The sequence below is a fragment of the Kurthia sibirica genome (assembly GCF_003143975.1).
GTDB classification, from domain to species: domain Bacteria; phylum Bacillota; class Bacilli; order Bacillales_A; family Planococcaceae; genus Kurthia; species Kurthia sibirica.
On the sequence record NZ_QFVR01000011.1, the window covers coordinates 1 to 14,541 of the forward strand.

Annotated in this window: 17 protein-coding genes; 15 read left to right on the top strand and 2 right to left on the bottom strand. The window is 38.6% G+C overall.

The features are described 5' to 3' along the window. Positions 1-268: 268 nt before the first annotated feature. Positions 269-454, bottom strand: a complete 186-nt coding sequence (locus DEX24_RS09345; RefSeq protein WP_109306167.1) for a 2-hydroxymuconate tautomerase — start codon at positions 452-454, stop codon at positions 269-271. A gap of 67 nt (positions 455-521) precedes the next feature. Here DEX24_RS09345 and DEX24_RS09350 point away from each other — a divergent pair, with 67 nt between their 5' ends. Then, a complete protein-coding gene (locus tag DEX24_RS09350) occupies positions 522-1,043 on the top strand; it encodes a YwhD family protein (RefSeq protein WP_109306168.1) in 522 nt (173 codons plus the stop codon). Positions 1,044-1,490: 447 nt separating this feature from the next. Here DEX24_RS09350 and DEX24_RS09355 read toward each other — a convergent pair whose 3' ends face one another. Continuing rightward, positions 1,491-2,573, bottom strand: coding sequence for a GGDEF domain-containing protein (locus DEX24_RS09355; RefSeq protein ID WP_109306169.1), 1,083 nt, complete (start codon positions 2,571-2,573; stop codon positions 1,491-1,493). Positions 2,574-2,788: 215 nt separating this feature from the next. Between DEX24_RS09355 and DEX24_RS09360 the strand changes: the two genes are divergently transcribed. The 14 genes from DEX24_RS09360 to DEX24_RS09425 all read left to right on the top strand — a co-directional run bounded on the left by DEX24_RS09360 (position 2,789) and on the right by DEX24_RS09425 (position 14,535). Next, on the top strand, positions 2,789-3,229 hold the full coding sequence (locus DEX24_RS09360) for a YwiB family protein (RefSeq protein WP_109306170.1): 441 nt from the start codon (positions 2,789-2,791) through the stop codon (positions 3,227-3,229). Then, entirely contained in the window at positions 3,229-4,896 is a 1,668-nt protein-coding gene (gene argS, locus DEX24_RS09365) for an arginine--tRNA ligase (RefSeq protein WP_109306171.1), read from the top strand. The genes DEX24_RS09360 and argS overlap by 1 nt, the downstream gene beginning before the upstream one ends. Before the next feature lie 145 nt (positions 4,897-5,041). After that, positions 5,042-5,998 (top strand): ABC transporter substrate-binding protein, encoded by a 957-nt coding sequence (locus DEX24_RS09370; RefSeq protein ID WP_246131363.1) that lies wholly within the window; start codon positions 5,042-5,044, stop codon positions 5,996-5,998. After that, positions 5,995-6,981 carry a FecCD family ABC transporter permease gene (locus tag DEX24_RS09375; RefSeq protein ID WP_373863550.1) on the top strand — a complete coding sequence of 329 codons (987 nt, stop codon included), beginning with the start codon at positions 5,995-5,997 and terminating at the stop codon, positions 6,979-6,981. Before DEX24_RS09370 ends, DEX24_RS09375 begins: the two co-directional genes overlap by 4 nt. Positions 6,982-6,989: 8 nt before the next feature. Then, entirely contained in the window at positions 6,990-8,462 is a 1,473-nt protein-coding gene (locus DEX24_RS09380) for an adenosylcobinamide amidohydrolase (protein ID WP_109306172.1), read from the top strand. Positions 8,463-8,464: 2 nt separating this feature from the next. Next, the gene (cbiB, locus tag DEX24_RS09385) at positions 8,465-9,433 is read left to right on the top strand and encodes an adenosylcobinamide-phosphate synthase CbiB (RefSeq protein ID WP_109306254.1); all 969 of its coding nucleotides are present in this window, start codon (positions 8,465-8,467) and stop codon (positions 9,431-9,433) included. Next, entirely contained in the window at positions 9,411-10,496 is a 1,086-nt protein-coding gene (locus DEX24_RS09390) for a pyridoxal phosphate-dependent aminotransferase (RefSeq protein ID WP_109306173.1), read from the top strand. Before cbiB ends, DEX24_RS09390 begins: the two co-directional genes overlap by 23 nt. Continuing rightward, complete coding sequence (locus tag DEX24_RS09395; RefSeq protein WP_109306174.1) at positions 10,469-11,059, top strand: bifunctional adenosylcobinamide kinase/adenosylcobinamide-phosphate guanylyltransferase; 591 nt, start codon at positions 10,469-10,471, stop codon at positions 11,057-11,059. The genes DEX24_RS09390 and DEX24_RS09395 overlap by 28 nt, the downstream gene beginning before the upstream one ends. Beyond that, complete coding sequence (gene cobS, locus DEX24_RS09400; RefSeq protein WP_109306175.1) at positions 11,056-11,820, top strand: adenosylcobinamide-GDP ribazoletransferase; 765 nt, start codon at positions 11,056-11,058, stop codon at positions 11,818-11,820. Before DEX24_RS09395 ends, cobS begins: the two co-directional genes overlap by 4 nt. Next, positions 11,793-12,386 (top strand): histidine phosphatase family protein, encoded by a 594-nt coding sequence (locus DEX24_RS09405; protein ID WP_109306176.1) that lies wholly within the window; start codon positions 11,793-11,795, stop codon positions 12,384-12,386. Before cobS ends, DEX24_RS09405 begins: the two co-directional genes overlap by 28 nt. Then, complete coding sequence (locus DEX24_RS09410; RefSeq protein WP_109306255.1) at positions 12,338-12,742, top strand: bifunctional adenosylcobinamide kinase/adenosylcobinamide-phosphate guanylyltransferase; 405 nt, start codon at positions 12,338-12,340, stop codon at positions 12,740-12,742. The genes DEX24_RS09405 and DEX24_RS09410 overlap by 49 nt, the downstream gene beginning before the upstream one ends. A 17-nt stretch (positions 12,743-12,759) precedes the next feature. Next, complete coding sequence (locus tag DEX24_RS09415) at positions 12,760-13,362, top strand: cob(I)yrinic acid a,c-diamide adenosyltransferase (protein ID WP_109306177.1); 603 nt, start codon at positions 12,760-12,762, stop codon at positions 13,360-13,362. Positions 13,363-13,366: 4 nt separating this feature from the next. Continuing rightward, entirely contained in the window at positions 13,367-13,858 is a 492-nt protein-coding gene (locus DEX24_RS09420) for an ECF transporter S component (RefSeq protein ID WP_109306178.1), read from the top strand. Then, on the top strand, positions 13,855-14,535 hold the full coding sequence (locus DEX24_RS09425) for an alpha-ribazole-5-phosphate synthase (protein WP_109306179.1): 681 nt from the start codon (positions 13,855-13,857) through the stop codon (positions 14,533-14,535). Before DEX24_RS09420 ends, DEX24_RS09425 begins: the two co-directional genes overlap by 4 nt. The last annotated feature ends 6 nt before the right edge of the window (positions 14,536-14,541 follow it).

The following is a 14,541-nucleotide window of genomic DNA, read 5'->3' on the forward strand; positions in this document are numbered from 1 at the left end:
TGATTTTTCATTTATTATAGACGAATTAAAATCAAAATACTGTTTGGATAATGGTCGAAATGCGATTCCACCAATTTTCGCTGTCAATCTTAAGCGGATATTAAAACTGCTAAATGAAAAAGAGTAAAAAATAGACAATGAAATAAGGCACTTTCTGTTCAAATCGAACAGAAAGTGCCTTATTTTTATCTAACAAATCAACTCGTCATAAAAAACGTAAGTTTTTCAGTGCCCTCCCATTTTACAGGACAGCTTTTTGAAGAAAAGATTATTGATCAGATTTACGAACGCCACCAGTTGCATAGTGTTCTTTTTTCATTTCTTCAATAATGATAGAAACAGCTTCTTTAGGGGCAGCAACAGTATGAGACACGGCAGTAGTGACTTCTTCTACTAGGTTGCGTAATTGCTCATCTGTGCGTCCTTCAATCAATTTAATCGTTACGATAGGCATAATTATTCCTCCTCAGCTATAATATAGTGTATATTCGTAATGATAACAGAACGGAGTGAAATAGCGAATGGAAAACGACAATAAAGCACCAAAAAAAATGGAATTCACCATTATAAAAAATGCACCAACTGATGGACATAAAGGATACGGCATTGGTTCAATCTCCTTAGAAAATGTGTCGCCCCTTTTTATAGATGTAGCAGAAAAATCAGCTGAGGTCGATATCGGTGGGATGCACGCACGAAGTTCATTTGAACGTGGCGTGAAGTTCACAACAAATCGCGAAGATTCTGAGGGCGGTAAAGCATTTTGGTTAGTCTGGATTACGATTGATCAAAAAGCAGAAGGCGCTTACTATGCAGGTGTAACGGCTTGTGAAATGGTCGTCAATAAAGAAAAACGTCGTGGCTATAAAGTGTTAGCAGATCACGTCAATAAAATGGATAAATCAATGAAGCGTAAAATAATAGTTGATGAAATGGATGCATCTTCAAAAGAAGTATTACGCAATTACTTGCAAAACTTTAATGAAGATATGTGGAATTTATCAGAAAAAGAGCTTCATGATGCCTTAAATAAAGTCGATTAAATGAATTCTCTGTGAATAATAGTTTTATGCAAAAGAACATGGTTGAAACTGACGTTGAAAGGAAGTACACTTGTGTTAAAGCTTACAAATGTAAGCTAGGACAAATTGTACACTCGTATAACAAGGAGTGTCGCAAAGTGTATGAACCTTACAACCCAAGCCATACATGATGCGATATTTAATCGTTTGTACACTAAAATAAGCTTTCGCCATACTGGATTTTAACGGACTCCAGTTGCGGCGAAGGTTTTTTTATTGTTCGCTCGCATAAGTACATAGAGTAAAATAGTTGATGATCACAGACGAATAAGCTTTCATTGAAAGGGAAGGAATGACCTTTTCATGGCGTCATATGAGTTGGAATTTGAATGATATAAAACCCTGTATGATGGAAAAATCATACGGGGTTTTATACTGGTCAACTATCTCTCTTTCGCTTCATGGTTATTATTTAATTTGATTGGCATGGCTAATTTGAGCTATACCATTGCGCGAAGCAAATTCTGTTGCACGGTTAGCCGCCTGAGTCAGCTCAGGAATTGATTTTCCGTTATCTGGGAAAGAAGAGATGCCGATGGATATGGTGACATCAACGATGGTGTTATTGGATAGCGTGAACGGCATGTCTGAAATTTCATGTGTAAAGATTGTTGCATAGTGGAGTCCGATTGCTGGTGGTGCATCATAGCAAAGTAAATAAAATTCTTCGCCACTCGCTCGTGCAGCATAGCCATTATTTGCTGCGGCAAAGATTTTTAAATGATTCGCTAAGTTTAACAATATTTCGTCGCCAAAAGAATGGCCATAAATACGATTAAAGCGTTTAAATTGATCGATATCAATAATAAGTATGGAAAAAGGTTGCTGTTCGATGAGAGCAAGTTGGAAAATTTCTTGAAATTTACGACCATTAGGTAAATTTGTCACATAATCTGTTTCTGCTAGTTTTTCAATCGTACGAATGCGTTCAAATTGAGCGTGAAATAATTTCATAACAGCAAATGTTATATAAAATCCAGAAATAATCGTAAATAAGAAAATAATAGTAAGACGAATGGCTGGAATTGTATTTGGCTGAAGAATAAATAACACAATCATAATTTCAATGGCAATGAATAGTAAATAAAAATGAATATTACGTTGAGTCATCGGTTTTTTTGCTGTGAAAAAAGCCATAACGAGACCGATAGCAATCAAGTTTATACCAGAAATGAAACTTGTCATTGAAAGATCGAAGGCGAATATACGGAACAGGCCAACTAATGTGGAAGAAATCAGAATAGCAATTGGACCACCTAAAAGACCAGAAAATAAAATGCAAATATTTCTAGAGTCGCCGATAATGCCGTTGTCAAAAGGTACGGATGTTTTCATGAGTATGATTGAAATAGCAGTGGCAATTACACCAATTACATACGGTTGGTATTCTTTGTGATACAGACGATGTACTTGTGTTAATTCGAAAATATAGTACGTTAAAATGATACATGTAAAGAGAATGGAAAAATTGATAAGTATGCCAATAATCATATAATAACTCCTATAGATTTTTTACTGTTTGTATTATAACATTTGTACGCATGGCTAAAAGAAAAAATATTTTGGACTATAAAACGATGAAATAGGTATTCCTTTGTCGAAAAGCTTGCTAGCAGTTTGGCAATGGCAATTACTGTCTTGAAAAATAGCCCCTATATATCCTATAATAAGAAGGTTATATAAAAAAGAAGCGGAGGTGCGGATGAATGACACAACTACCAACTGCACCAATTAAGCTAAAGTTGATTACAACAATCACGCAACCAGATGAAAAACCTGAGGTAATTGAACTATGGTCGACAGGGACAATTATGAGAAAACGTGATCAGGTGTATATACAATATGAAGAAGTGTTGGAAGAGCATAAAATGAAAACAACTTTGCGTTTTGGTCATACGGATGCAATTATTATGCGCAACGGTGATATCAAAATGCGTTTACCATTCGTTTTAGATGCACTTCAACGTGGTCATTATGAAGCGGCATTTGGCACGATCCCACTTCTGACACATACGAAAAAAATGACGTTTAAAGAAGCAGCTGATGGCTCAAACAACGGTGAATTTTTCATTCAATACGACATGATTATCGATGATAAAATAGTTGGCGATTATCAATTAGAATTTACTTATTCGGAGGGAATATAATGAACGCAATCGAACAAGCTCAACAGGCGGTCAAAGCAGCATTTCTAGAGGCTATTACAAAAGCACAATTAATCGAAGATACAAGTGCATTAAAGATCCATTTAGAAGCATCAAAAAGTAAGGCGAATGGTGACTATGCAACAAATATAGCTATGCAATTAACGAAATTGGCAAAAAAACCACCACGTGTTATTGCAGAAGCAATTTTAGAAAATTTAGATACCGCTTCAGCAAATATTGAAAAAGTAGAAATTGCGGGTCCAGGTTTTATGAATATTACATTAGCAAAAGATTATTTAGCACAAGTTGTACCTACTGTTCTGACACAAGGTGCTGATTATGGTCGCTCAAATTTTGGAGAAGGACAAAAAGTGCAGGTTGAATTCGTTTCAGCTAATCCTACTGGCGATTTACATTTAGGTCATGCACGTGGTGCTTCTGTTGGTGATTCATTATGTAATGTTTTAGCATTTGCAGGACATGATGTTTCACGCGAATACTATATTAATGATGCTGGGAACCAAATTACAAAATTAGCTAAATCACTTGAAGCACGCTACCGTCAGTCATTGGGACAAGAAGCAGCGGTACCGGAAGACGGTTACCACGGTAAAGATATTATTACTATTGCTACTGAACTTTCAGCTGAATATGGCGAAGCAATTCTTGCCCAATCAGATGAAGAACGTTTCGAATTTTTCCGCACACATGGTTTAAAACATGAGTTTGGTAAATTACAAAAAGACTTAGCGGATTTCCGTGTTCATTTTGATGTATGGTTCTCTGAAACTTCACTATATAAAGAAGGTAAGGTACAAGTTGCAATCGATAAATTAAAAGAAAATGGTCATGTTTTCGAAGAAGACGGTGCAACATGGTTCCGCTCAACTACTTTTGGTGATGACAAAGACCGTGTACTCATTAAATCAGATGGTACTTACACGTATCTAACACCAGATATTGCGTACCATGAAGATAAACTTCGTCGTGGTTTCAATAAACTAATCAATATTTGGGGTGCAGATCACCACGGCTATATCCCACGTATGAAAGCGGCAATTCAGGCATTGGGGTATGATCGCGATACACTGGAAGTAGAAGTAATTCAAATGGTTAACTTATTACGTGATGGCGAAAAAGTGAAAATGTCCAAACGTACAGGTAATGCGGTTACACTTCGTGAATTAGTAGAAGAAGTTGGTCTAGACGCAGTGCGTTACAATTTTGCTATGCGCGCCGGCGATTCTCACATGGACTTCGATCTGGATTTAGCAGTTAAACAATCAAATGAAAATCCAGTTTACTATGCACAGTATGCGCACGCACGTATTTGCTCAATTCTACGTCAAGGTGAAGAAAAAGGCTTTACACTTTCAACAGAAAATATGTCACTATTAGTGACTGATAAAGATATTAGTGTTCTGAAAAAAGTTGGGGATTTCCCTAAAGTTGTTGCAGATGCTGCAAAAGCACGCGCACCACACCGTATTACAAATTATATCCAAGAACTTGCTGCTACATTCCATAGTTTCTACAATGCTGAAAAAGTATTAGATTTGGATAATCGTGAACGATCAGAAGCGCGTATTGCCATGATTTCAACAGTGAAACAAACGTTAGCAAACGCACTACATTTAATCGGTGTTTCATCACCTGAAAAAATGTAAGATCAAAATAAAAGCTACTTTGATACGTCAATTCGTATCAAAGTAGCTTTTTTTATACCTATTGCTCGTCTTTTATGACTTGTCGCTTTAGGGTATAGTGAAAATAGGGCAAAATAGAGTTATTACAGCAATGGGAGGGTTTTCATTGAAAAGAATCATTACTATGAGCGCGCTCTTCATCGTCGCTTTATTGATGTTAACGGCATGCAATACATCACAAACGACCGACAATAAAAATGAATCACCACAAACAGCAGAACAAACGAAGCATTATCCACTAAAAATTAAAGATGCAACAGGTCATACTGTGGAAATTAAAGAAGAACCTCAAAAAATTGTGTCACTTATTCCAAGTAATACAGAAACATTGGCAGCATTAGGTGTTGAGAAAAAATTAATTGGTGTTTCTGACCTAGATGATTATCCTGCAAGCGTCAAAACAATTGATAAAATCGGTGGCATGGAATTTAATATTGAAAAAATTATTAGTATGAAGCCTGATCTAGTGTTTGCCCATGAAACGATGGCAAAATCATCACAAACGGGTATGCAACAGTTGCGTGATTTAGGTATTCCAATTTTTGTCGTTCAAGAAGCAAGAAATTTCATAGAAACTTACGATACCATTATGGAAATGGGCGTAATTATGAATCGTACGACAAAAGCAAAAGCAATTGTTGATGAGATGACAGCAAAAGTGGAAGATATCCAAAAAAAAGTAGAGAGCGTGAATAGTCAACGTTCAGCATTTATAGAAACTTCAGATGAACCAGAGATTTACACGGCAGGACATGATACGTTTGTCCAAGAAATGTTTGACCTATTATCGATTAAAAATAGTGCTACAAAATCAGGTTGGTATCAAATTAGTTCAGAGGCTATTATAAAAAGTGACCCTGATGTTATTTTAATTATGCATGATTCTGTTCCGGGAATCATTGAACAGGTGAAGAAACGCCATGGTTTCCAAACAATTTCAGCTGTTAAAAATAATCGCGTCGTGCAAATAAATGCTGATACCATTAGTCGAACATCCCCTCGGCTAGTAGATGGTTTAGAAGAAATAGCGAAAGCGGTCTATCCAGAGGCATTTAAAAAATGACAATGACACGGAATTATATACTATCGCTTGTCGCACTCCTTATAAGCATTGCGCTTGGTGTATCAATCGGTGCAGTAATGATTCCAATTTCTGCATTATGGGATGCGTCAAACGAAAGCTCAACGAATATATTATGGTCCATACGAATTCCACGTGTTTTATTGGCAGGTTTAGTTGGAGCAGCGTTGGCGCTTGCTGGAGCGGCATTTCAAGGGTTATTAAAAAATCCATTAGCAGATCCTTATACTTTAGGTGTATCTTCTGGTGCATCATTAGCAGCTGTTGCGACAATTTACTTTGGTTTTAGCAGTTCAATTTTCGGACTATTTACACTGCCATTTTTTGGTATGATAGGTGCAGGAGTCTCATTAATTATTGTCCTCGCATTTGCGAAACTCGTCGATCGTTCAATGAAAATGGAAACATTAATATTAACTGGTATTATCGTTAGTTCATTTTTGGGTTCGATGATTTCTTTAATGATTGCATTATCCGGTGATGAAATTCGCCAGATTATTACATGGTTAATGGGAAGTGTATCTATGCGTGGGTGGCCATATGTCAAAATGATTTGGCCATTTATAACACTTGGGGGTATTCTGATCTGGCTTAATCGGCGCGAATTGAATGCCATGTTATTTGGTGAAGAACGTGCGAAATATTTAGGTGTCAACGTTAAAAAAAGTAAGTGGATGATTCTAATTGGTGGTGCTATGTTGACTGGTGCTGCAGTATCTGTCTCAGGCACGATTGCCTTTGTTGGTTTAGTTGTACCCCATATGACACGCATGTTATTTACGACAGATCATCGTCATTTACTGCTGTTATCCGTATTAAACGGTGCAACACTGCTCATCATTTGTGACATTATTTCTCGCACGATCATCGCGCCGACTGAATTACCCATTGGTGTCATCACATCATTTATTGGCGCACCAGTATTTGCATATATTTTCTTTAAACAACGAAGAAAGAAAGGATGATAGAAACTATGCTACAGTTAAATGATGTAGTTGGTGGCTATGATGACGCACATCCAGTTATCAAAAATGTGACGTTCACAATTGATAAAGGGAAAATGATCGGCATTTTAGGTCCAAATGGTTGTGGAAAATCGACGCTATTAAAATTAATCAGCGGTATATTACCTTTGCAAAATGGTTCAGTTCGTATTGATCATAAAGTAGCGCAAAGTTATTCATCGCGAGAATTAGCGCGGAAAATGGCCGTATTACCGCAATTACATAATCATTCATTTTCACATACGGTACGTGAAACAGTAGCGCTTGGTCGCTATCCTTATCAACAAGGTATTTTCTCAAGTTGGAGTCAAGAAGACGAAAATGCTGTCGTTGAATCGATGCGTCAAACAGGCATCGAAAAATATGCGACAGAAGATATTACCTATTTATCGGGTGGCGAGCAACAAAGAACATTTGTTGCACAAGCATTAGCACAAAAATCAGCATTATTGTTATTAGATGAACCAACAAATCATCTTGATATTGAACATCAAAAACAGTTGATGGATTTGATTCAATTTGAAGTGAAAACACATGGTCTGACTGTTTTATCGGTATTCCATGATATGAACTTAGCTGCACTTTATTGCGATGAGCTAATTTTGTTGGAAGCTGGTCACATTGTTGCGCAGGGTGAGCCACATGAAGTGCTGAAAGAAAAACAAGTCGAGAAAGTATATCATACGAAAATAGCTCGAATTTCACATCCAGTTATTCCAAAGCCACAAATTTCTTTATTACCTAGCTCCTACAGTCAAAAAGCGACAGTAGTGTCAGCACAGCATATCAACATATTGAGTGACTATGTATTAGTACAAACACCTGAGCCATTAAAAGTCGTATCCTCGTCATTACATAATGCTGGTATTGGTTGGTACGATACGTTTATGAATCGTACAGTCGACGAATATTATATGTGTGCGGATGCGCATGAAGAAATGGAGCGATATATTCAATTAGCTGGATTTATACCATCGAAAACAGTGGCAATGATGACGGCAGTTGCTGTGAAACACGCTATTATTAAGGAATATGAAGAAGATGGATTGTCGATTGTCGTTGTCGTAACGGCAGGAGTGGGCAACGCCGTTGATGCGTCAAAATCATACTTACGTCAGCCCCTTTGGCATATTGGTACAATCAATATTTGGGTGTTTATCAATGCAATACTGACAGATGAATCTTTGTTACAAGCGATGATGACAGCTACGGAAGCTAAGGTGAAGGCAATGGCTGACGAAAAAATTATGGATACAATCGCGCAAACGATTGCGACAGGTACATCAACCGATAGTTTGCTCATCGCCGCGACACAACAAGGTGAAATGCAGCAATATGCTGGTACTGTGACGAAGGTTGGACGCCTTATTGGGCGTGGTGTTTACGAGGCAACCGTAGAAGCGTTACGCGATTATAAACGAGCGAAAGGAATGATTGAGTGATTATCATCTATCATTTGATTGCTAGCACGCTTGGTTTACTACTGGATCGAGTAATTGGCGATCCACCAAAGTTACCACATCCCGTGCGTTGGATTGGCACGGCGATTCAAGCATTAACACACTGTTTAAACAATGGTACACGACGTTTTTTCAAAGGTGTATTATTAACGACGATTGTCGTAGGGTCGGTGCTCATCATCGTGCTTGTCATCAGTGTCATAACATATCGTATTCATTGGTTGCTCTATCTAGTCGTCCAAACTATTTTTATCATGATTGGTCTCGCGCAAAAATCATTAGCCGAAGCTGCACTAGCAGTGTATGAACCATTACTCGACAAGCATATTGTCGAAGCGCGCGACAAGTTATCATGGATTGTTGGACGCGATACAGCGCAATTAAATGAAGCCGATATTACACGAGGTGTCGTTGAAACGGTGTCGGAAAACACAAGCGATGGTGTAACAGCTCCATTATTTTGGGCATTTATTTTTGGAGCGACAGGTTTATGGGTCTATAAAGCAATCAACACATTGGATTCCATGGTCGGGTATAGAAATGAACGTTTTCAGTACTTTGGTAAATGTTCTGCAAAATTAGATGATATCGTAAACTATATTCCAAGTCGTTTGACCGGTTTTCTCATTATTTTATGTACGCGGCATACATCTGAATATTCATTGAAGGAGCGTTTGAAAAATTGGGCCATCGATGCGTCAAAACACCCAAGTCCAAACAGCGGTTATTTAGAAGCAGCGACAGCCTATCAATTGGGTATTCAGCTAGGTGGCATCAACTACTATGAAGGAATTGCATCACATCGTGCGACGATGGGGCAACCTGTGAGCATCTTGTCTCATCGACATATTAAAGCAGTTATTCAACAAATGCATCAAGTGGTTTTTGCTTTTTGGTGCGTATTAACAAGTGTAGGAGGCATCATTATTTATGTTACCCAACCATGGAGCTAATCCACAATTAATTTTCGAAAAATTGAAAATACCGCTACCAACTCATATAAATGATTTTAGTGAAAATATTAATTTTGCAGGTATACCTCAAACAATCCAACAAGGATGGAATGAGCTGTTACCTCTAATTGAAAAGTATCCACATCCAGATGGTGAACCATTTCGATCAGCGATTGCTGATTATCATGCCATTGAAAAAAAGAATGTCTTCGTTGGAAATGGTGCGGCTGAAATTTTCACTTTACTCGCCAATGTATTAGCACATAAAAAAGTAATCATCGTTCATCCAACATTTTCGGAATATGAGCAAGCACTGAAAGCTCATCATGCTGAAATAATTCATATAACAGTGGAAAATATCGTTGAATGGCAATTGCCAATAGAACGTTTGAAACGTCAGATGATCAAGGCAGATGCACTCTTTTTATGTACGCCAAATAACCCAACAGGTGTTTTACCACCGCGTCAACAATTACTTGAATTACTGGCATGGGGTCAACAACAACAATGTCTTGTTATTTTGGATGAAGCATTCATCGATTGGGTTGATGAAAAGCAATCACTTATTGTACAAGTAGCAAACAATGACTATTTATGTATTACACGCTCGATGACAAAAATGTATAGTATAGCGGGTCTTCGCCTAGGTTATGCAGTGACGTCACAAGCACTTGTTACAGAGATGGGGAAATATGCTAGTCAGTGGCATGTTAACGCATTATCAGCTGTAATCGGGGTGCAATGCTTGGGTGAGCAAGAGTATGTTGCGGCGACGATTGAACAATGTACGAAGCAACGTCGCTATTTTACAGAATTTTTACAGAAAAATGGATGTATAACGACAAATAGCTGCACAAATTTTATTTGTTTTCAGTTACCTCAACCAGAAAAATCACAAACTTTCTACTTGGATATGTTACTAAAGGGCATCATCGTACGTCATACTGAAAATTTTCGTGGTCTTGATGGTCAATGGTTTAGAATTGGTATGAAAACGAGCGAACAAATGGCCTTACTTGAAATGGAGATGACGCAATGGCTCACTCACCAATCATTTTTATAACAGGTGGTGTGCGCAGTGGTAAAAGTCATTTTGCAGAACAGCAAGCACATACTATTGCCAAAAAGCAGGGACGTAATCTCGTCTATTTGGCGACAGCGGTATCATTTGATGTTGAAATGACAGCAAGAATCGAGCGTCACAAATTGGAGCGAAAGGATGATGGGTGGCGAACAATCGAACAATCGAGCCAGCTACCAACACTTGCTAAAAAATTGCAAGATTGTGATCTTGTTTTATGGGATTGCGTGACGACCTGGTTGACGAATGAACTCTATGTGAGAGCCAGTGACTCTGCTTCCGTCGCTTGGCAGAACCCGCATCATTTTGCAGGGATGATTGAACGCACGAAGCACTTTATTATGCTGCTCCAATCGCGACAAATTCCATTGGTTATCGTATCCAATGAAGTGCTAGATGAGCGGATAAGTCGGTCACGAGAAGTCTTGTTTTTTCAACAGCAACTGGGCCAATTTCATCAGTGGCTTGTTGCGCTAAGTACACAAGCAATTGAAATGGATTATTCCCTTCCTTATTATTGGAAAAAGGATGGTGACGTTTTATGAAGGGCTTGTTACTGGCATTACAATTTTTTACCATTATACCAATTCATAAGGAATTACCGATGACGAAGCGACATATTACTACGATGTTCTGTCTATTACCCTATATTGGTGCTTTGATTGGTTGTCTAGCGGCAGTATTATGGTGGCTGACAGAAAATTATTTGGATTTTTCTCCACTCTTAACGGGCTTTTTAATCGTTTTTTTCTTCGTCATTATGACGGGAGGACTTCATTTAGATGGTTTTGTAGATATGAGTGATTCTTATTTTTCGTATCGTAGTATGGAAAAAAGACAGCAAATATTAGCGGATCCACGCATCGGTGCTTTTGGTGCCATGGCGCTATTATTTATTGTCTTAGCCAAAATCATTATCATCATTGAACTATTGCAACAGCAGCAGTTAACATGGTATTGGCTGCTCTTTATTCCGTTTCTTGCTCGCAGTGGCATGGCGCTCTATTTAATACAAACGCCAGCTGCACGTTCGGATGGTCTGGGCGCATTTTTTAAAGGAAAGATTGCTAGATCGCCATTTATAAGTATGACGCTATTATCGCTCGCAATCGGTACAATTAGCCTAATAGGGTGGAGTGAAAATAGTGTGATTCCCCTTATCTTAGTAGGCCTTACACTTGCTGCAAGTTATTTTTTTCGGTATTGGACAAAGAAAAATTTTAATGGTAGCTCTGGCGATTTATTTGGTGCTTTTATTGAAGGGATGGAGGTAGTATTATGGCTAAGCCTTTTATGCTTACTCTAATACGTCATGCTAAAACAAAAAGTAATGTGGAACGACGTTATTTAGGATGGACAGATGAAGCGATTTTACAACAGTGTTTACCCCTTATAGATCAGGAGTTGCCCCTTGTATATGGCAGCGATTTGAAACGTTGCCAACAAACAGCAGCTGCTTACTTTCCACACGCAACCTACCGTGCCATCACTGATTTTCGTGAATCGAATTTTGGGGATTTCGAAGGTTGTACATATGAAGATTTACAGTTTAGACCACAATACAGAAATTGGATTGATGCACCAATGTATAGAGCGCCACCCAATGGGGAGACATTAGTGCAGTTAATCGCACGTGTACGGCGAGGATTACGCAATATCACGGAATCATCACATGCCACCATTCTGTTACATGGCGGCTCGTTGCGTGCAGTGCTTATACAATTTTCACCGCAATTATCAGACTTTTGGCAATGGCAAATTGAGCATGATGAGCAATATAAGTTACGTTGGTCAAGCTTTCAGGCATTTAAGGAGGGACAGCGATGCATATCATTATCGGTGGAGCCTTTAATGGTAAAGGACGATATATAAGGACTGTACTTAGTGAAGATTTGGTGCATTATATAAACTTACAGCAGTTGGGAAGCTGCCAGATTCATTATGATGTACTTGTTATTAGCGAGATTGAGAGCTATGTAGAGAATCAACTGACAACATCTAGTGATGAGTTAGTACTTGCCCAACAGATTTTTGAGAAGTTAGTAGCGATAGATCATGTGTTACCAACGGTCTATATTATTTTAGAAGATATCGGTCGTGGTATTGTGCCCATTGATATAAAACAGCGTCAACTACGCGATGTGCAAGGACGATTAAACCAAATGTTATTTCAATATGCACAACACATTACACGTCTATGGTATGGCATTCCACAACAAATAAAATAGTAGAGAGAAGGATAAAAATGAATTTATATACACGTACGGGTGACAAAGGAAAGACAAGTTTAATCGGAGGGCGAGTGGATAAGGATGATGCTCGCATTGAGGCTTACGGTACGATTGATGAGTTAAACTCTTTCATCGGTAAAGCAATAACAGAATTGGATCCACAAGTTTTTGAGGATATGCTCGTCGATTTAGAGGCTATTCAAAATGAGTTGTTTGATTGTGGTGGTGATTTAGCAAATGTTATGAAGGAACGCCAGTACAAAATGACCGATGCACCGATTGAAGTAATGGAGGGGCGTATTGATATTTTGATGGATGAGCCACCAATGTTGGAAAAATTCATTTTACCCGGAGGAACGCCAGCTGCAGCAACACTGCATATTGCTCGTACGATTACACGTCGCGCAGAACGTCAAATGGTGACTCTTTTTAAACAGCATGAAGAAGGCGAAGTACCGATGGTCGTGCAACGTTATTTAAATCGTCTATCAGATTATTTATTTGCCGCAGCGCGCGTCGCGAATTCACGTGTCGATGTTGCTGATATTGAATATGCAAGAAGTGCCAACGTATTTAAGGACGGTGGACGTTCTAAAAAATCACAGGAAGACAAATAAAGGCATGGCTAAAACAAAATTATTGACGACAACTGCTTTGATTGCGGCCTTATGTGTCGTTGGTTCCTTTATTAAGATACCTGTTCCACCGGGGACACCCGCATTAGATGCGGCCCCTGCCTTTTTGAGTATCGCCTTTTTACCAGCACCCTTTGCAGCAGCAGCAGGCATTATTGGGCATTTAGCAACAGCGCTAACATCAGGATTTCCATTAACATTGCCGTTGCATCTTTTAATTGCAGCTGAAATGGGGATCGTCGTACTTGGCGCGGCATTATTATATCGTGCGGGTATGAAAAAAATAGCTTGGTTGTGGATTATTATTGCAAATGGTATTTTATCGCCCCTGCCTTTTTATTTTATTTTATCAAAGGCAATCTATAGTGCCATCGCGCCAGGTATTTTGATGGCCACACTCATCAATGTTGGAGTAGCGGTCCTTGCAATGCCGATGCTGCAGAAAGTTTTTCAACGCAGAGGAGCAAATATATTATGAGAAATGCGATTGTCATCGACGAGCTTGTCATAACATCTGATAATGCCGGTGCTATTGGTCAAAAGGACTTGGATGTGGTGCAGGTACCTGATGATGTGACGAGTTACTATTCTGCTCGTGTCACACTGCTCGAACAATTAGCAGCAGGAGCGCTACCTCATACTATTATTATGTTGAATTTTTCAAGTGTGGAAGCGTGGCCTCGTTATATAGTAGGTATTGAACGCTTATTTAGTGAGTTGTCCCTGCCATTACCTACTATTCAAGGGAGTACGGAATCGAATATTCCTACGTTACAATCCGCTATTGGTTTGACGATGATTGGTCGACGAGTCTTTAAAAAAACCGCATACGATTTCGTAGACTTACAGTGGTATAGCTATGGTATACCGCTTGTTGGGCAACAACTTTTAGAGCATGTGGATGCTAGTGCAAGTATCAAAACAATTATTGCAGCATTACAAGATGATATAATTGAACAAATAATTCCTGTTGGTTCCAAAGGCATAAAATATGAAATCAAGCAATTGCTTGATGTGAACCTAGAGCAAGGTGATTTACCATTTAATATCGATGCCTCTGCTGGGCCATCAACCGTTGTTATTTTAGGTTTAAAAAAGCAATCAGCAACTTTAATCGAGCAACAATTTCCAGCGTATTTACACAGATTGATATAATATTGA